At 68.1% G+C, this 17975-nt stretch carries 15 protein-coding genes; all 15 read right to left on the bottom strand.

Features of this window, described 5'->3' with window-relative positions; translation table 11 throughout:
• Positions 1–3: 3 nt before the first annotated feature.
• Positions 4–2505, bottom strand: coding sequence for a heavy metal translocating P-type ATPase (locus tag AC5P8R_RS13525; RefSeq protein ID WP_495223534.1), 2502 nt, complete (start codon positions 2503–2505; stop codon positions 4–6).
• Between the two features lie 150 nt (positions 2506–2655).
• On the bottom strand, positions 2656–5613 hold the full coding sequence (locus AC5P8R_RS13520; RefSeq protein WP_495223533.1) for a TonB-dependent receptor plug domain-containing protein: 2958 nt from the start codon (positions 5611–5613) through the stop codon (positions 2656–2658).
• Positions 5614–5992: 379 nt separating this feature from the next.
• Positions 5993–6721 (bottom strand): copper homeostasis protein CutC, encoded by a 729-nt coding sequence (locus tag AC5P8R_RS13515; RefSeq protein ID WP_169412494.1) that lies wholly within the window; start codon positions 6719–6721, stop codon positions 5993–5995.
• Positions 6718–7716, bottom strand: coding sequence for a glycosylasparaginase (locus AC5P8R_RS13510; protein ID WP_197621598.1), 999 nt, complete (start codon positions 7714–7716; stop codon positions 6718–6720). Before AC5P8R_RS13510 ends, AC5P8R_RS13515 begins: the two co-directional genes overlap by 4 nt.
• Before the next feature lie 51 nt (positions 7717–7767).
• Positions 7768–8790 (bottom strand): glucokinase, encoded by a 1023-nt coding sequence (locus AC5P8R_RS13505; protein WP_032957988.1) that lies wholly within the window; start codon positions 8788–8790, stop codon positions 7768–7770.
• Between the two features lie 84 nt (positions 8791–8874).
• Entirely contained in the window at positions 8875–9159 is a 285-nt protein-coding gene (locus AC5P8R_RS13500) for a hypothetical protein (protein WP_005409434.1), read from the bottom strand.
• A 36-nt stretch (positions 9160–9195) separates the two neighbouring features.
• The gene (locus AC5P8R_RS13495; protein WP_032957989.1) at positions 9196–10785 is read right to left on the bottom strand and encodes a calcineurin-like phosphoesterase C-terminal domain-containing protein; all 1590 of its coding nucleotides are present in this window, start codon (positions 10783–10785) and stop codon (positions 9196–9198) included.
• Between the two features lie 98 nt (positions 10786–10883).
• On the bottom strand, positions 10884–11504 hold the full coding sequence (hisIE, locus tag AC5P8R_RS13490; protein WP_014646954.1) for a bifunctional phosphoribosyl-AMP cyclohydrolase/phosphoribosyl-ATP diphosphatase HisIE: 621 nt from the start codon (positions 11502–11504) through the stop codon (positions 10884–10886).
• The gene (hisF, locus tag AC5P8R_RS13485) at positions 11494–12270 is read right to left on the bottom strand and encodes an imidazole glycerol phosphate synthase subunit HisF (RefSeq protein ID WP_014646953.1); all 777 of its coding nucleotides are present in this window, start codon (positions 12268–12270) and stop codon (positions 11494–11496) included. Before hisF ends, hisIE begins: the two co-directional genes overlap by 11 nt.
• On the bottom strand, positions 12264–12998 hold the full coding sequence (gene hisA, locus AC5P8R_RS13480) for a 1-(5-phosphoribosyl)-5-[(5-phosphoribosylamino)methylideneamino]imidazole-4-carboxamide isomerase (RefSeq protein WP_014646952.1): 735 nt from the start codon (positions 12996–12998) through the stop codon (positions 12264–12266). Before hisA ends, hisF begins: the two co-directional genes overlap by 7 nt.
• Positions 12995–13597, bottom strand: coding sequence for an imidazole glycerol phosphate synthase subunit HisH (gene hisH / locus AC5P8R_RS13475; RefSeq protein ID WP_032957991.1), 603 nt, complete (start codon positions 13595–13597; stop codon positions 12995–12997). The genes hisA and hisH overlap by 4 nt, the downstream gene beginning before the upstream one ends.
• A complete protein-coding gene (gene hisB / locus AC5P8R_RS13470; RefSeq protein WP_053494372.1) occupies positions 13594–14667 on the bottom strand; it encodes a bifunctional histidinol-phosphatase/imidazoleglycerol-phosphate dehydratase HisB in 1074 nt (357 codons plus the stop codon). Before hisB ends, hisH begins: the two co-directional genes overlap by 4 nt.
• Positions 14664–15758: a histidinol-phosphate transaminase gene (gene hisC / locus AC5P8R_RS13465; protein WP_495223532.1), complete on the bottom strand. Its 1095-nt coding sequence runs from the start codon at positions 15756–15758 to the stop codon at positions 14664–14666. Before hisC ends, hisB begins: the two co-directional genes overlap by 4 nt.
• Positions 15755–17050: a histidinol dehydrogenase gene (gene hisD, locus AC5P8R_RS13460; RefSeq protein ID WP_046430361.1), complete on the bottom strand. Its 1296-nt coding sequence runs from the start codon at positions 17048–17050 to the stop codon at positions 15755–15757. Before hisD ends, hisC begins: the two co-directional genes overlap by 4 nt.
• Positions 17047–17958, bottom strand: coding sequence for an ATP phosphoribosyltransferase (gene hisG, locus AC5P8R_RS13455; RefSeq protein WP_014646947.1), 912 nt, complete (start codon positions 17956–17958; stop codon positions 17047–17049). The genes hisD and hisG overlap by 4 nt, the downstream gene beginning before the upstream one ends.
• Between the last annotated feature and the right edge of the window lie 17 nt (positions 17959–17975).

Here is a 17975-nt window from a genome sequence, read left to right as displayed (position 1 = left end):
CCCTCACTGAGTGACGGCGGGGGCGTCCGCCATCGGCGGCTGGAAGCGGCGCAGGCGCAGCGCGTTGCCCAGCACGAACACGCTGGACAGTGCCATCGCACCGGCCGCGAACACCGGCGAGAGCAGCACGCCCCAGGTCGGATACAGCACGCCGGCCGCCACCGGAATCAATGCGGTGTTGTAAGCGAAGGCCCAGAACAGGTTCTGGCGGATGTTGCCCAGCGTCGCCTTCGATAGTGCAATGGCATTCGGCACGCCCTGCAGGTTGCCCGACATCAGCACGACATCGGCCGACTCGACCGCGATATCGGTGCCGGTGCCGATGGCCAGGCCGACATCGGCCTCGGCCAGCGCCGGCGCATCGTTGATGCCGTCGCCGACGAAGGCGACATGGCCATGTGTGGCCTTCAAGCGGCGCACCGCCTCGACCTTGCCTTCCGGCAGCACCTCGGCCACCACGTCGTCGATGCCGAGCTGGCGCGCGATCGCCTGCGCGGTACCAGCGTTGTCACCGGTGATCATCGCCACCTTGAGGCCAAGCTGATGCAGTGCCGCGATTGCGGCCGGCGTGCTCGGCTTGATCGGATCGGATACCGCGATGATTGCGGCCAGGCGGCCGTCGATGGCGGCATACAGCGGCGACTTGCCCTGGATGCCCAGCTCTGCCGCCAGCGTCGCAAACAAAGTGATGTCCACGCCCAGGTCGCGCATGAAGCGATCGGCACCGACCTCCACGCGTGCACCCTCGACACTGGCCCGCACGCCCATGCCGGTGACCGATTCGAAGTCGACCATGCCCGGCAACGCGATGCCCTGGCCGGTCGCGGCATCAACAATCGCGCGGGCGATGGGATGCTCCGAGCGCGACTCCGTTGCGGCAACTGCCGCCAGCACCGTGTTGTGATCGAAGCCGGCAGCAATCTCCAGATCGGTCAGGCGCGGGCGCCCTTCGGTCAGCGTGCCGGTCTTGTCCACCGCCACCACCTGTGCATCCTTCAACAACTGGAGCGCTTCACCCTTGCGGAACAGCACACCCATCTCGGCGCCACGGCCGGTACCGACCATGATCGAGGTCGGCGTGGCCAGTCCCATCGCGCATGGGCAGGCAATGATCAGCACCGCCACCGCATTGACCAGCGCGAAGCTCAGCGCTGGCGAGGGCCCGAAGATCAGCCAGACTGCGAAGGTCGCCAGCGCGGCCAGCATCACCGCCGGCACGAACCACAGGGTGACCTTGTCGACCACCGCCTGGATCGGCAGCTTCGAGCCCTGCGCCTGTTCGACCATGCGGATGATCTGCGCCAGCATGGTCTGCGCGCCCACCGCCGTGGCACGTACCGTCAGTGCGCCCTTCTGGTTGACCGTACCGCCCACCACGCTGCTGCCCGGCTGCTTCTCGACCGGGATCGGCTCGCCGCTGATCATCGACTCGTCGATGTAGCTGCGGCCCTCGACCACCTCGCCGTCGACCGGCACGCGCTCGCCCGGGCGCACTTCCACCACGTCGCCGCTCAGCACTTCATTGACCGGGACATCCACCGTCCGGCCGTCACGGACCACGTGGGCAACCTTCGCCTGCAGATTGACCAGTCGCTTGATCGCCTCGGAGGTGCGGCCCTTGGCCCGGGCCTCAAGGAAGCGGCCGAGCAGGATCAGCGCAACGATCACCGCCGCTGCTTCGTAGTAGACGTTCACCGTGCCCGCCGGCAACAGCGTCGGCAGGAACGTGGCCACCACCGAGTAGCCAAACGCTGCGGCAGTGCCCACCGCCACCAGCGAATTCATGTCCGGCGCCAGCCGCAGCAGCGCGGGGATGCCCTTCTGGTAGAAGCGGCGGCCCGGGATGGCGAGCACCAGCGCGGTCAGCACGAACTGCAGGTACCAGCTGGCCTGCATGCCGATGGTGGACATCACCCATTCGTGCATGCCGGGGATCAGGTGCGCCCCCATCTCCAGCACGAACACCGGCAGCGCCAGCGCGGACGCCACGATCAGGTCGCGCTTCAGTTCGGCGCGCTCGGCATCCTTCTTTTCCGCGGCCTCGTCATCGGACTGCACGCCGGCTTCAATCACGCGTGCGTCATAGCCGGCCTTGTCGATCGCGGCGACCAGCGCTGCAACTTCCGCCACGCCACGCACCGTGGCGCGCTCCGTGGCCAGGTTCACGCTGGCCTGGCTGACGCCGGGCACGGCCAACAGCGCACGTTCGACTCGGCCCACGCAGGACGCACAGGTCATGCCCTCGACCGACAGCTCGGTGGTGGCAGCGGGCACGTCGTAGCCCACCCGCTCCACCGCCTGGATCAACGCGGCCCGATCGACCGGACCGGACGGGCGGATATCCGCGCGCTCGGTGGCCAGATTGACCGAAACACTGCCCACGCCTTCGACCCTGGACAGCGCCGCCTCGACCCGGCCGACACAGCTGGCACAGGTCATGCCCTCGATGGGCAGGCTGATGGTGGCAGGGCTTGCGGGGGCTGCAGTGGCGCGGGGCGTGCTCATGATCGGATTCCCGGGGCTCCTTCTGGATGCGGACAGGCTAAACCTTGCCATCGTGGGAAGGTCAAATCCAGCCTGTCCGCAGTTCCTGAATGGGCACCCGGGTGTCCATATCGACGCATAGCGTGGACCTACCGGCGGAGGCAGGTCACCTCAGAAGGTGAACACATACTCCAACGCGAACTCGCGGCCGACCGCGCCCAGCAGGCGGGTCGGAGCGAAGTCGTAATCCAGCTTGTACGGGTCCTTGTGGTTCCAGCTGGCGGCGTTGAAGGCGTTGTTGACGTACACGTTTACCTTCGCGTGTTCGGTCACCTGGTAGCCCACGTTGAAGTTCCAGGTGATGAACGGCCCCACTCGACCGTAGTAGCGCGCCGTCTGCTGCCCGGCGTTGGGGTTCGGGTTCACCGAACCATCCGGCAGCCGTGCCGGCTCCAGGCAGTTCAGCGACGGGCTGTCACTGGGCACGTAGCCATCGGCGAACGGCAGGCAGCCACCAGGGTTGTCCAGGCGGTCGGTACCCCAGTGGTAGCGCACGCCCGGCACCGAACCGATGCGGTCGGCATAGACATTGGCGTTCCAGTTGCCGCGCTGCCAGGCCAGGCTCGCGCGCAGCTTGCTGCGCAGGTCGCGATCGCGGCGTTCCGGATTCGGGTCGGCGGCGTAGCGTTGCTCCTTGGTCGAGATCTGGTTGGTGTAGTTCACGCCCAGCTGGAAGCTGCCCCACTGCGCGGTTTCCAGTCGATAGCGCGCGGTCAGGTCGATGCCGCGCACCTCGCGGCTGGCCAGGTTGAACGGGCCGCGCTCGATCGATACCAGGCGACCGTTGCTGTCACGGTTCACGCGGGCCAGGATGCCGGCGCAGTACTCGCCACCGGCCGGGTTGGCCCATGGCGTACCGTCCATGTTCTTGCCGGTCAGGCAGCCGGCCTCGCTGGCCAGCACCTCATCGGCGCCGACGTCGACGATCATGTCTTCCAGCTTGATCGCCCAGTAGTCGGCACTGACCGACAGGTTCGGCAGCACGTCCCAGACGAAGCCGACCGTCCACGAATCACCGGTCTCCGAGCGCAGCAGCGGCGTCCCACGCCGGTTCACGTCGAACGTGTACCAGACGTCGGTGTTGCCCACGCCACAGTTGTTGACCAGGTACGCGCCGCTCTGGATGCAGCGCAGGCGGTCATAGGTCTGCACTTCCGAACTGCTCGGCTGGCCCAGCAGGTAATGCATGTCCGGCGCATGGAAGCTGGTGGCGTACGAGCCACGCACCAGCAGCGATTCGACCGGGCGCCATTCCAGGCCGACGTTCCAGGTGGTTTCCTTCTGGCTGCCGATGTCCAGCGCTTCGCTGCTGTCATCGGCCTTGTAGTTGCCATAGCGGTCGTAGCGCGCGGCCGCAGTGGCGGTCACGCTGTCCAGCAGCGGGATCTTGAACTCGACGCCGGCCGAGTAGCGGGTACGCTCACCGCCGCCGCGATCGACATTCTGCAGGTCGAAGTCGATGCCAGCGCGCGGGTCCGGACTGAGGTGATAGCCCTGCTGCGCGACTTCAGCCACCACCGCAAACGAAATCGGGCCGGCCCAGCCCTGGAACAGCTCGCCGGTGATATCCGCCGACGCCTGGTTGATCCATGACGCCGCGCGGTTCTTCGCCACGGTCCCCATCTGCCAGTACTGGTCCGGCGTCAGCGGGTTCCACCAGCGCGATTCGTTCAACGCATAGATCGCCTCGCCATCGGCGGTGGTGCCCAGGCGCGGGCCAAGGAAGTAGTCATACGACTTCTGCTTGTCGACCACGTTCTGCCGTTCTTCCACGCGGTAATAGGAACGCCCCACCGTGGCACTCCAGTCAAAACGGTCGGCCAGGCGCCCGCGCAGGCCCGCGCTCCAGTCCCAGGACAGCTCGCGGTTGGTGTTGCGCAGCGTATCCAGGCCCCCGACTTCGTTCGGGGTGAACTGGCGCACGCCCAGGATCGGCCGGTTGCGGTTGGCATCCCAGTAATAGCCGTTGTCATCGTCGATCAGCGACACGCCGGGCGGATTGGTGCCCCAGATCGCTTCGGAGCGATACACCGCCAGGTTGGTCCAGGCCTGCAGGTCATTGCTGAAATCGAAGGTGGCGTACAGGTTTCCGGACACGTTCTCGGCGCCGCCGGTAAGCAGCCAGTTGGCGTAGTCGGCGCTCATGCCGCACAGGCGGCCGGTGTTGGTGATGCGGTTGGCGGCGTAGTTGTAGACCAATCGATCGGCGGTGTAATACTCGCCGTCGAATTTTTCGCAGGTGCCGGTGGGCGGCGCCAAGCGCTGGCCCGTGGTCGGATCGATCAGCGCCAGACCGGCGGTGGGACGGAAGCCGACCTTGCGTTGTTCCATGTTCCAGGACGGGTACGGCGCATCGTCGGCATCGTCCATCTGCGGGCGATCACGCCCGAACAGCGGGTCGCGCTTGGTGTACTGCAGCGCGTAGGTCACGCTCCAGTTTTCGCCGGTCTTGCCACCGGCCCAGGACAGATCCCAGGTATCACGTCCGCCTTCGCTGGAAGTGCCGCCGCGCACGCGCACTTCGTCGCCGTCGTAGTTGGTTTTGAGGATGACGTTGACCACGCCGGCGATCGCATCCGAACCGTAGATGGCCGAGGCGCCACCGGTCAGCACTTCAATGCGCTCCACCGCCGCGGCCGGAATGTTGCCGTAGTTGGAGAAGTTGGTTTCGCCACCGTAGGGCAGCGGGTAATCCGCTACACGACGGCCATTGACCAGCAGCAGCGAGCGGTTCGGGCCCATCCCGCGCAGGTTCAGGCCGCTGGCATTGGGCGTATGCGAGCCCCATTGCGATGCGGCTTCAACGGTGCCTGTGGCCTCGGTGAGGGTCTTCAGCGCGTCGTACACACTGACAAAGCCTTCCTTCTGGATCTGCGCGGCGGTGATCACGTTGACCGGCGCCGGGCCCTCGACGCTGGCGCGCTTGATGCGCGAGCCGGTGACGGTGACCGCGTCCAGATCCTTGGTGGACGAACTGGCAGCTTCCTGCGCGCTGGCTGCCAGCGGCAACAGGGCCAGGATCAGGGCCTGGGACAGCAGGTGGCGACGCTTGTGGACGATCTGAGCCATGGGTGGTTGCTCTTCGAAGATGTGGACGCACGGGCGGACGGTGGCGCGGCACTACGACGGATCCAGGCGCTTGGATCGGTTCACGACCGATATGGCACCTCCCCTGTGGATCGATCCAAACTAAAGCACAGCTGAACCACGCCCGGCATGCGGCAACGCAGCAACAGCCCGGCGAGATGCCGCTATCGGCTGCCGGTGTCAAGAACAATCAAAGAGTTGCGACGCGTTGCTGACAGAACGGCGCACGAAGTAGTGACATGATCACGACAATCGCGCGCGGAACGGTTTTGTCCGTCGCGTGCCTGCGGCCGGGGTTGCGACAGGGGTCAGATCCCTTCGCAGAAGGGATCTGACCCCGGGCCATGCCCGACGGATTCGATCAGTCCAGCGCCTGCCGCAGCGCGGCCACGGTAGCGGCGGCGGTCTGGCTCCAGTCCGGGTCCAGACCGCGCAGCGCCGGGTTCTGGAACTGCATCGCCGAGCGGCGCAGGCCTTTTGCGGAGGCGTGCAGTTCGGTACAGCCGGTCTGCCGCGCGACGGTTGCGATGTTGCCCGGGGCCAATCCGGCGCCAGCCATCACCGTGATGCGCCCCGCCGCCTGGGTGACCAGGCCCGCCAGCACATCGGCACCGGCCTCGGCGCTGGCCTGCCCGCCCGAGGTCAGCACGCGCTGGCAGCCCAGCCCGATCAGCTGCTCCAGCGCCGCCGGCAGATCGCGGGCGGCGTCGAAGGCGCGATGGAAAGTCACCTGCAACGGCCCGGCGGCCTGCACCAGTTCCCGGCACAGCGCCAGGTCGATGCCGCCCTGCACGTCCAGCGCGCCGATCACCACGCCATCGCAACCCAGCGCGCGGCACTGCGCGATGTCACGCAGCATCAGTTCGGTTTCCAGCGCGTCGTAGTGGAAGTCGCCCGGGCGTGGCCGCACCAGCACGAACAGCGGAATCGACAGGCGCTCGCGGGCCATCGCGATGCTGGCGAACGACGGCGTGGTGCCGCCCTCGGCCAGGTTGTCGAACAGTTCGATGCGGTCGGCGCCGCCAGCCTGCGCGGCCAGCGCCGAGGCCAGCGAGTTGCTGGCGATCTCCAGGGTCAGCCGCGTACTCACGCCTGGGTGCTCGTGTAGATCGACGGCGAGTCACGCAGGTCATCCTGGCGCTGCGCATCGCACACCGCATAGACGAAGCCACGATGCAGCGCATAGGCGCCGACCTCGCCCTGCTTGTTCATGGCCAGGAAGCACACCTGCAACGTTCTGCTCGCTTCCGGGCGCTTGCGCACCACGCGGTCGATGGCTTCACGGCAGGCCTGCGCCGGTGAACGCCCCTGGCGCATCAGCTCGACCACCAGGAACGAAGCCGCGTTGCGGATCATCTCTTCACCCACCCCCGAAGCAGTGGCCGCGCCGACGTCGTTGTCGACGTACAGGCCGGCGCCGATGATCGGACTGTCGCCAACGCGACCGTGCGGTTTCCACGCCATGCCGCTGGTGGTGCAGGCACCGGCCAGCTGGCCCTTGGCATCCAGTGCCAGCATGCCGATGGTGTCGTGGTTGTCGCTGTTGCCGGGAATGCCACGGCGCTCGGCATTGATCTGCGGCTGGTACTTCTCGGTCTTCAGCCACTCGCGCCAGGCCGCTTCGGCCTGCGGCGTCAGCAGATGCTTGCGCTCGAACCCCTGCTGCACCGCGAACTGCTGCGCGCCCTCGCCGACCAGCAGCACATGCGGGCTGTTCTCCATCACTTTGCGGGCCACCGACACCGGATGCAGGATGTCCACCAGCGCGGCCACTGCACCACAACGGCCATCGCCGTCCATGATGCTCGCATCCAGGCTCAGCACGCCGTCGCGATCCGGATTGCCGCAATGGCCAACGGTAGGGTTGCACAGCTCGCTCTCGGCCCAGCGTGCGCCCGCCTCCACCGCATCCAGCGCGCTGCCACCCTGCGCCAGCACCCTCCACGCGGCCTGGTTGGCCGGTACGCCAAAGTCCCAGGTGGAGACCACCCGGGCCCCACCCTGCGTGCGCGCCTGCACGCCCGGCAATGCCGCCATGCCTGCGGCCAGTGCACCGGCCTGCAGGAACTGCCTGCGATCCACCATTTTCCCCTCCCAGTCTGCAATGCACGGCCGGCCCGATGCCAACCCTGCCGATCAGTCGTGCGTGGGCTGCCGTGCGGCGTGCCAGACCGCTGCGCCGAGCACGCCCAGCTGGCCATGCTCCACGCGCCACACCGGCACCTGGCGCAGCACCTCGGTCAGCACGCCCTTGTTGAGGAAGCGCTCACGGAAGCGGCCATCGGCCAGGAAATCCTGCACATGCGCGGAAATGCCACCGGCCAGGTACACCGAGCGCGCGCCGACGGCGATCGCCGCGTCGCCGGCCAGGCTGCCAAGCCACGCACAGAAGACCTGCAACGTTTCCACCGCCAGTGCATCCTCACCGCCACGCGCGGCGCCGATCAGCGCCTCCGTACTGTTCCACACCGGGGTGACGCCGCGCAGTTCGCACAGGCACGGATACAGGTTCATCAGGCCGCTGCCGGACAGCACGCGTTCGTTGTCCACGTGCGGCCAACGCTGCAGCAGGCGGCCCAGCACCTGCAGTTCCAGCGCGTTGCCGGCGCCCAGCGCGGCATGACCGATCTCGCTGGCCAGCACCGGACGCTCGCCATCAGCGAAACGCAGCGCGGCGCCCAGCCCGGTACCCGCGCCCAGCACCAGCGCCGGGAAGGCCTGCGCCGGATCGGCGTCACCGTTCAGTGGCACCAGGGTTTCCGGCTGCAGGTAGGGGATGGCCAACGCCACCGCTTCGAAATCATTGATCAGCTGCAGTTCGTGCAGCCCGGACTGCGCGCGGGTGGCCGACAGCGAGACCGTCCACGGCAGGTTCGAGTTGATCAGCACATCGCCATCCAGCAGGCCAGCGATGGCGACCACCGCGGTCTGCACCGGTTGGCCGAGGCCGGCGGTGAAATCGGCCAGGATCGCGGCCAGGCTGGAATGCTCGGCACAGGCATAGGTACGGTGGCTGCCCAGCAGCGGCGTCTGGCCGGGTCGGGTTTCTGCCAGCGCGAGCCGGGCAAAGGTGCCGCCGACATCGGCGACGACCAGACGGCGCGGAAGACCGCCGCGGGCGGAGTCGGAGGAAACCGTTGACGCTGCTGCGATGGTCACGCTGGCCTGCTTGGATCGATTGAATCGCCCCGATTCTCAGGCATCGGGACGGCTTTGCCTAGCGCGCCGGTGGTTCAGGTGAACCTACATGCCTTCCTGTTCGGCCACCTGCACCCCATCCACCAGCACGCGCAGGCGCTGTGGGCGGAAGCCGGCGAACAACAGCGGCCGGGTGCGCTCGACCAGCACTTCGTGGCCGGCGATGTGGCGCAGCCACGACTGTACCAGCGAGAACGAGAAGTGGGTGCCCGGATGCAGCGGGTGCTGCACCCAGACCTTCTCGGTGGCGCTCTGCAGCAGCATCGCGCCGGTGAACCAGTGGCGGCTGAGGGTCACCGGTGTGGTGCCGGCCATGAAGCGGATATCCATGCGGGGTCCTTTCGCTGGAGCGCTGGTGCGCGGGAGTCAGGGCTGGGCAGTCTGCAGGCTGTAGCTGGTGGTGGCGGTGAACACTGCGCCATCAGGCTGGGTGGAGCGTACCTCGACCTTATGGCTGCCCACTGCAAGATCGGTCGGCAGCGCGCCACGCCACAGGTGCGGCGACGCAGTGGCCTCCGGCGAACGGTCGTAGCCGCGCAGGCTGCTGGCCAGATCATCGGCCACGTTCTCCACCATCAGGCGCGGGTCGGGCTGGCTGACCTGCTTCATCGGCTGCCAGGCGCCGCCATCGACACGGTACTCGACCACGCTCCGATCCTCGCCCATGTAGACGTTGGCGTAGACACCCCACGCCGGGTAGGCCCCCTGGCGCAGCACCTTCGGCGCGTGCAGGCCGATCTGCTCGCTGGCCGGCCTGCCGGCCACGCGGTACTGCAGGCGATAGCTGCCGTTGCCGGCCACGTCGAGCAATGCATAGCCCTTCGGCGTGCCGTCGCTCATGGTGCTGTCCGGCACGCCAGCGGCATTCTTCACGCCCGACCAGAACGCACCGCAGTTGGCACCGACGTTGTATTCGTGCAGTGGCTTGTCGCCGTTCCAGCCCTCGGCCTTGCCGTGGTAGACGTGCTGCTGGGTGTGGCTGTGGCCGCTGAGCACCAGTACGTTGCGGAAGTCCTTCAGCAGGTCGAACAGGCGCTGGCGGTCAGCATGGCGGAAGGTCTCGCGCCCCGGCGCCGCGTCGAACAGCGGGATGTGCATGCCCAGCACCAGCAGGCGGTCCTTGTGCAGGCCCTTCAGGTAGCTGGCGAGGAAGGCGAACTGGTCTTCGCGCAGGCCGCCGATGTACTTCGGCCTGGCCTTGGGGTCGTACACCACGTCGTCCAGGAACACGAAACTGGCGCCGCCCTCTTCCACCGCGTAGGTGTCCGGGCCGTAGATGTTGCGCCAGCTGTCCAGTGAGTGTTCGTCGCTGGCCGCATCGAAGTCGAGGTCATGGTTGCCCGGCACGTGGAACCACGGCACGCCGAGTTCGGTGGTGACCTTGTTGATCGCCGGGTACAGGGTCAGGTCGTCGTTGACGATGTCGCCCAGGGTGGTGCCCATGCGTGCCCTGGTCTGGCCGACCAGTGGCGCCACGATCGACTGCTGGTAGTAGCCGATGTCCTTCAGGCTGGCGGTCTGCGAATCGGTGAATACCAGCATCTGGAAACCACGACGGCTGTCATGCCGATCCGACTGCAGGGCGAAGTCCCAGTTGCGGGTGACGTCGCTGGTCGCCGCGATGCCGCCGTACTTCAGCGCCGGCGAGCCGTTCGGGCGGTAGTGGCGCCAGAACGAAGGCAGGCCGTCCGCCGCCTTCGGGAAGGCGTAGGCATCGGGCTTGATCACGAATACGGTCTGGCCGTCGCGCACCGGCAGGCTGTAGCTGCCGTCAGCGGCAGTCTTGACGATGGTCTCGCCGTTGGAAACCTGCACCCCGGCCAGGCCCGGATCGGTCGCACCGCGGCCGGGCTTGCCGTCACGCTCCAGATAGACCTTGCCGCTGACCACGGTGTCCGCGGCCCAGGCCGGCGAGGTCAGCAACAGGCAGCACAGCCAGGCGGCAGGCAGTTTCATGGGCGGTCCGGGAAAGAAGAAGACCACCTATTGTAGAGCCGAGCCATGCTCGGCTGCATTGCAGAGGTGGGTGCGGACCGTTGGTCCGTACGCCTTCCTCAACGATGGCGTTTTTCCAGCACCGCGCGCGCATCATCCAGCGACAGCCCGCGCGCGCGCAGCAGCACCAGCAGGTGGTACAGCAGGTCCGACGCCTCGCCCAGCAATGCCTCATCATCCTGCGCCACGGCGGCCAATGCGGTCTCCACGCCCTCCTCACCCACCTTCTGCGCGATGCGGCGGATGCCGCCTTCAAACAGGCTGGTGGTGTAGCTGCCGGGAGGGCGCTGCGCGTCACGCATGGCCACCAGCTGGCCCAGCCCACCCAGGAAATCCTTCGGCGCCTGGTCGAAACAGCTCTCGGCACCGGTGTGGCAGGTCGGCCCGGCCGGGCGCGCCATCACCAGCAGCGTATCGGCGTCGCAGTCGACACGGATCGACTGCACCACCAGCACGTTGCCGGACTGCTCGCCCTTGGTCCACAACCGCTGCTTGCTGCGGCTGAAGAAGGTCATGTGGCCGATGGCCAGCGTGGCCGCCAGCGATTCGGCGCTGACATAGCCCAGCATCAGCACCTGCAGGGTATCGGCATCCTGCACCACGGCCGGCAGCAGGCCGTCGCCCTTGCCCCAGTCCAGCGCCTGCAGCGCATCCAGCGATGGCCTCACTTCAATAGACATCCCGCACCTCGATCTGCTGTCCGCGCAGGTAGCGCTTCAATTCTGGAATGGCGATGGCGCCGCTGTGGAACACACTGGCCGCCAACGCACCGTCGACGTCGGCCTGGTCGAAGGCGTCGGCGAAGTGCTCCATCGCTCCGGCACCACCGGAGGCAATCAGCGGCACCTGGCACAGCGCCCGCGCCTGCTGCAGCTGCACGACATCGTAGCCACGGCGCACACCGTCGCTGTCCATGCAGTTCAGCACGATCTCACCGGCTCCACGCCGTTGCGCTTCGACGATCCAGTCGAGCGTGCGCAGCGGCACCGCCTGGGTCTTGTCCGGATCGCCGCTGAAACGACGCACCCGCCATTGCCCGTCGGCCTCGCGCACCGAATCGACCCCCACCACAACGCACTGCACGCCGAACTCGTCCGCCAGCTCGGTGATCAGCTCCGGCCGGCCCAGCGCCGGCGAATTGATCGACACCTTGTCGGCACCGGCGAACAGCACGCGGCGCGCGGTTTCCACGCTGTCGATGCCACCGGCCACACAGAACGGAATGTCGATCAGGCGCGCGATGCGCTCGATCCAGGCGACGTCAACCGACCGTGCCTCGGGACTGGCGCCGATGTCATAGAACACCAGCTCGTCCGCGCCCTGGTCGCGATAGCGCTGTGCCAACTCGGCGATGTCGCCCATGTCGACGTGATCGCGGAAGCGCACGCCCTTGACCACGCGGCCATCACGCACGTCCAGGCACGGAATGATGCGGCGGCTCAACATGCCAACGCCTCGCTCAGGTCCATGCGCTGCTCCAGCAGTGCCTTGCCGAGGATGGCACCTCCGCAGCCGGCGGCACGCGCCTCGGCCACATCGGCCACGTCACGGATGCCACCGGACGCCTGCACCGCCACACCCGGCAACAGCGCCGACAGGTGCTGGTAGAGGCTGATGTTGGGCCCGGCCAGCATGCCGTCGCGGGCGATGTCGGTGCACAGCAGATGGCGCATGCCGGCGCGCGCGTAGCGCCGGGCCAGGTCATCCAGGGTCACCCCGGCGTTCTCGGTCCATCCGTGCACCGGCAGCTGCCACTGCCCCTGTGCGTCCTGGCGCGCGTCCAGCGCAATCGTGATGCGATCGGCGCCGAATTCCTCCAGCCAGCCGACCACTTCATCGGGACGACGCACCGCCAGCGAACCCACCACCACGCGGCCGGCGCCAGCGTCGAGGATGCGCGCCACATCGTCGCGGCCGCGCACGCCACCGCCGGTCTGCACCTGCAGCGGGGTCTGCGCACGAATGGATGCCAACAGCGGCGCCAGCGTGTAGCCACCGGCCCGTGCGGCATCCAGGTCGACCAGATGCATCCACTGCGCGCCCTGCGCGGCGAAGGCCTGCGCGCGCGGCAGAGGGTCATCCCCATAGGAGGTTTCCTGCGCGTAGTCGCCCTGGCGCAGCCGCACCACGCGGCCGTCGCGGATATCCAGCGCGGGGTAGACGATGAAACTCATGCAGCAGTGCCCTCGAGGAAGTTGCGCAGCATCAGCGAGCCGGTCTCGCCGGAGCGCTCGGGATGGAACTGTGCGCCGTAGTAGCGCCCCTGCTCCACCACGGCGGTGAACAGGCCACCGTGGTCGCAGGCAGCGACGGTGTGGGTATTGAGCGGCGCCGCATAGCTGTGCACGAAGTAGGCGCTGGCGCGTTCCGGCACGCCCTGCAGCAACAGCGATTCGCGCAGCGGCAGCAGGCGGTTCCAGCCCATGTGCGGCACGCGGATGCCACAGGCCGGCACCAGCTTGCGTACCACGCCCGGAATCAGTCCCAGTGTCTCTACGCCCGCTTCCTCGGAGCGTTCGAACAGCAGCTGCATGCCCAGGCAGATGCCCATCAACGGCACCTCCAGTCGCTGCAGCGGTTCCACCAGGCCCTGAGCGTGCAGGCGCTGCATGCCGGGACCGGCGGCGCCGACGCCGGGCAGGATCACCCGCCGCGCACCAACCAGGCCGTCCGCATCGCGCACCAGCCGCACCGTCGCGCCCAGGCGCTCCAGTGCGTAGCGCACCGAGCCCAGGTTGGCGCCACCGGCATCGATCAGCGCAACATCGCTCACAACGCCCCCTTGGTACTCGGCAGTGCCGTGCCCTGCCGGGCCAGCGCCGGACGCAGCGCGCGCGCCAGCGCCTTGAAGCAGGCCTCCACCTTGTGGTGATCATTGTCGCCGCGCACCTGCAGGTTGAGGTTCAAACCGCTGGCATCGCACAGCGAACGGAAGAAGTGCGGCACCAGCTCGGTCGGCATATCGCCCACGCGCTCGCGCTTGAACTCGCCCTCGAACACGAAATAGGGACGGCCGCTGAAGTCCAGCGCAGCGCTGGCCAGGGTCTCGTCCATGGGCAGGGTGAAGCCGTAACGGCCAATGCCGCGCTTGTCGCCCAACGCCTCGCGCAGGGCCTGGCCCAGGGCCAGCCCGGTGTCCTCGATGGTGTGGTGCTCGTCGATGTGCAGGTCACCCTCGGCCTGGATGTCCAGCGCGAAGCCGCCGTGCTTGCCGATCTGCTCCAGCATGTGGTCGAAGAACGGCAGGCCGGTGGCAATGCGTGCATCGCCCGCGCGGTCCAGGTCCAGCTCAACGCGGATCTTCGTTTCTTTGGTGTTGCGCTGGACAACGGCGGTGCGCGGCGCGTCGGCCAGCGCATGGGCGATTCCCGGCCAGTCCCACTGCCCACCAAACTGCGCGGTGCGCAGCTGGAAACCACGGATGTTGAGGTTGGCGGCAAACTGCAGGTCGGTGATCCGGTCACCGACCATGCCCGAGCGTGCCCAGTCGATGCTGCGGTCCTGCAGGTAGGCGGTCATCAGGCCGATGCCCGGCTTGCGGGTCGGCGCATTGTCCTGCGGCCAGCTGGAATCGATCAGCACGTCACGGAAGGTGATGCCCTGGCTCTCGAAGATCTGCAGCATCAGGTCGTTGGGGCCATCGAAGCTGGCGCGCGGGTAGCTGTCGCTGCCGAGGCCGTCCTGGTTGGTGACGATCACGAACTGGTAGCCGGCATCACGCAGCTTCAGCAGCGCCGGGATCACCTGCGGCACGAAGCGCAGCTTTTCGTAGGCGTCGATCTGGAAGTCGGACGGCTCCTCGATGAGGGTACCGTCGCGGTCAATGAACAGGATCGGGGTCATGCTGCGGCCCTCCGCGCCGACAGGGCCGCAAGCACGCGGTCATTCTCTTCGGGGCTGCCGATGCTGATGCGCAGCGCATCACCCAGCTGCGGCGCAGCGCGCTGGTCGCGCACCACCACGCCCGCAGCCAGCAGCGTATCGAACGCGGACTGGGGATCGGCGAAGCGGACCAGCAGGTAGTTGCCGGCCGAGGCATACACCCGGCACACGCCGGGCAGGCCGACCAGGGCTGCTCGCAGGCGCTCGCGCTCGGCGATCACCGTGGTCACGCGCTCGGCGGTGCGCGCCAGCGCGGCCGGCTGCAGTGCCTGCACGGCCAGTTCCGCGCACGGCGTCGGCACCGGGTACGGCGCCTGGCAGCGACGCAGCAGGGCAATCAGCTCCGGGGCAGCGATCAGCGTGCCAACGCGGGCGGCCGCGAGCGCGTGCGCCTTCGACAGCGTGCGCAGCACCGCCAGATTGGCGTGCGCGGCCAGCAACGTGGTCGCCGACGGCCGTTGTGCATACTCGACATAGGCCTCGTCCACCACGACCAGCGCCTGCCCGCGCAGCGCAACCGCCACGCGCTCGACCTCATCCAGGGCGATGTCACTGCCGGCCGGGTTCGACGGCGCACACAGGAACACCAGCTTGGCACCCTGCGCCTTGGCCGCGTCGATCACCGCATCCAGATCGGTGCGCAGTCCATCCTCGCTGTCCACCAGCGGCACTTCAATCAAGGCGGCACCCTGCAGGCGTGCGCAGACGGCGTACATGCCAAACACCGGCGGCGTGACCAGCACGCCATCGCGACCCGGCACGCACAGCGCGCGCACCAGCAGATCAATGGCTTCGTCGCTGCCGCGACCGATCAGCAGCTGCTGTGGCATCACGCCGTACAGCGCCGCCAGTACCTCGCGCAGCGCGAGCGGCTGCGGCTCCGGATAGCGCCGGCTGCTGCCTGCGGGATCGGCCGCATTGGCCCAGGCCGACTCATTGGCATTCAACCAGACCTCGCCCTGCACCGCCGCGCTGCGTGCCGAGCTGTAGCCGGCGAAGGCCTGCAGGTCCGGGCGCACCAGTGCCAGCACCTCATCGATCGCCGCGCTCATGCCGCCACCTCCATGCGCAACGCAACGGCACGCTCGTGCGCATCCAGGCCTTCGGCACGGGCGATGATGCGCGCGCAGCCGCCGATCGCGGCCAGGCCGGCGGCGCTGGCGCTCTGCACGCTGATCAGGTTCTGGAAGCTGGCAACGCTCACGCCGCTGTAGGCACGCGCGGCACCGGCGGTGGGCAATACGTGGTTGGTGCCGCTGCAGTAGTCACCCAGTGCTTCGGGGGTGTAATCGCCCAGGAACACCGAGCCGGCCGCCTGCACCTTGTCCAGCCATGCGCGCGGATCACGCAGGGCCAGGATCAGGTGCTCTGGTGCATAGCGGTTGCTGATCGCGAACGCCTCGTCCAACGAATCAACCTGCACCAGCCGCGATGCCGACAGTGCCTGGCGCGCGATCTGCTGGCGCGGCAGCAGGGCCACCTGGCGCTCAACCTCGGCTTCGACCGCCGCCAGCATCACGGCGTCGTCGGTCAGCAGCAGCACCTGCGAATCCGGACCGTGCTCGGCCTGCGACAGCAGGTCGGCGGCGACGAACGCCGGATTGGCGCCAGCATCGGCAATCACCAGCACCTCCGAAGGACCGGCAGGCATGTCGATGGCGGCGGCGCCGTCCTGTGCGACCTGCTGCTTGGCTTCGGTAACGAAGCTGTTGCCCGGCCCGAACAGCTTGTCGCAGGCCGGAATGCTGGCCGTGCCATAGGCCATCGCCGCGATCGCCTGCGCGCCGCCCAGCTTGAACACGCGCTGCACGCCGGTCAGGCGGGCGGCTACCAGCACTGCCGGATCGGCACTGCCGTCGGCGCGCGGCGGGGTGCACAGCACCACCTGCGGGCAACCGGCCAGCTGCGCCGGAACGCCCAGCATCAACGCGGTGGACGGCAACGGCGCGCTGCCAGCCGGTACGTACAGGCCCACCCGGCCGATCGGCCGCAGCATGCGTTCGCAGACCACGCCCGGCGCGGTTTCAACTGCATAGCCTTTGCCCATGCCAGCGGCGTGGAAGCGCGCAATGCGTTCGGCGGCGTCCACCATCGCCTGCCGCAGTTCGGCGGGCACGGCGGCTTCGGCAGCGGCGAATTCGGCTTCGGAAACTTCAAACGAGGCCAGCTCGACGCCATCGAAACGCGCCGTAATCGCACGCAGCGCATCGTCGCCCTGTGCACGCACCTGCGCGATCAGGGCCGCTACGGCATCGCGGGTCTGCTGCGCCACGGCCTGCACCGGGCGGGTCAATGCCGCGCTGCGCGCGGCCTCATCAAGTCGGGACCAGATCAGACGGTTCATGCCAGCGATCGCTCCACGCTCAGTACCATCAGGCCCTGCGCGCCCGCGCGCTCGAGTTCTTCCATGCGCTGCCAGCTCAGCGGGCCGGGGCACATGGTCTGCAGGCGCAGCGCGCCACCATCGGCCGGCAGCCGCACCAGCGGCTCGGCATCGGCCAGCAGCTGCGCCAGCGCGTCGACGCGATCTTCGCTGGCACGGAACATCAGCAGCTTGCGGTCCTGGCGCTGCACCACGCCGTCGAGGCGGCGCAGCAGCATCGCGCGCAGCGATGCACGTGCGTCATCCGGCACGCGCATCGCACCAGCCAGCACCGCCTCGCTGTCGAGCAGGTTGTGTACCGGGGTCAACTGGTTGGCACGCAGCGTGGCGCCGCTGGAGACCAGATCGCAGATCAGGTCGGCGGTACCCAGGCGCGGGGCGATTTCCACCGACCCGGACAGCTCGACCACCTGCGCGTCCACGCCCTGCTCCGCCAGCCACTGCTTGAGGATGGCCGGGTAGCTGGTGGCGATGCGGGTGCCGGCCAGCTGCGCCGGACCCTGCCACTGCCATTCCTCGGGCACCGCCAGCATCAGCCGGCACTGGCCGAAGCCCAGCCCGCGCAGCGTCTGGTAGGCGTCCGGCAGGCCGATCTGGCGGCGTGCCGCGGCCTGCTCGTCCAGTTCATTGCGACCGACGATGCCGAGGTCGCAGACGCCATCGGCGATCAGGCCGGGGATGTCGTCGTCGCGCACCAGCAACAGGTCCACCGGCAGCGATTCGCCGTAGCAGAACAGCTTGTCGCGGCTTTCGCGCCAGCTCAGACCACAGGCGCTGAGCAGGTTGCGGGCGGGCTCGGCCAGCCGGCCACTCTTCTGGATGGCGATACGCAGCCGGTCTCGTGCCGGCGCTGCCTGGGTTGCACTCATGGGGGAGGTCTCGAAGT

Source organism: Stenotrophomonas sp. YJH_SMC_73 (assembly GCF_059370155.1).
Note: the sequence above shows the minus strand (reverse complement) of the source record. Positions and strands in the feature narration are given on the sequence as shown.

Bases quoted from the DNA above. Each gene is read 5' to 3' on its own strand.
- AC5P8R_RS13525 (WP_495223534.1), bottom strand. From the start codon at position 2,505: ATGAGCACGCCCCGCGCCACTGCAGCCCCCGCAAGCCCTGCCACCATC.
- AC5P8R_RS13520 (WP_495223533.1), bottom strand. From the start codon at position 5,613: ATGGCTCAGATCGTCCACAAGCGTCGCCACCTGCTGTCCCAGGCCCTG.
- AC5P8R_RS13510 (WP_197621598.1), bottom strand. From the start codon at position 7,716: ATGGTGGATCGCAGGCAGTTCCTGCAGGCCGGTGCACTGGCCGCAGGC.
- AC5P8R_RS13500 (WP_005409434.1), bottom strand. From the start codon at position 9,159: ATGGATATCCGCTTCATGGCCGGCACCACACCGGTGACCCTCAGCCGC.
- AC5P8R_RS13495 (WP_032957989.1), bottom strand. From the start codon at position 10,785: ATGAAACTGCCTGCCGCCTGGCTGTGCTGCCTGTTGCTGACCTCGCCG.
- hisIE (WP_014646954.1), bottom strand. From the start codon at position 11,504: ATGTCTATTGAAGTGAGGCCATCGCTGGATGCGCTGCAGGCGCTGGAC.
- hisF (WP_014646953.1), bottom strand. From the start codon at position 12,270: ATGTTGAGCCGCCGCATCATTCCGTGCCTGGACGTGCGTGATGGCCGC.
- hisA (WP_014646952.1), bottom strand. From the start codon at position 12,998: ATGAGTTTCATCGTCTACCCCGCGCTGGATATCCGCGACGGCCGCGTG.
- hisB (WP_053494372.1), bottom strand. From the start codon at position 14,667: ATGACCCCGATCCTGTTCATTGACCGCGACGGTACCCTCATCGAGGAG.
- hisC (WP_495223532.1), bottom strand. From the start codon at position 15,758: ATGAGCGCGGCGATCGATGAGGTGCTGGCACTGGTGCGCCCGGACCTG.
- hisD (WP_046430361.1), bottom strand. From the start codon at position 17,050: ATGAACCGTCTGATCTGGTCCCGACTTGATGAGGCCGCGCGCAGCGCG.
- hisG (WP_014646947.1), bottom strand. From the start codon at position 17,958: ATGAGTGCAACCCAGGCAGCGCCGGCACGAGACCGGCTGCGTATCGCC.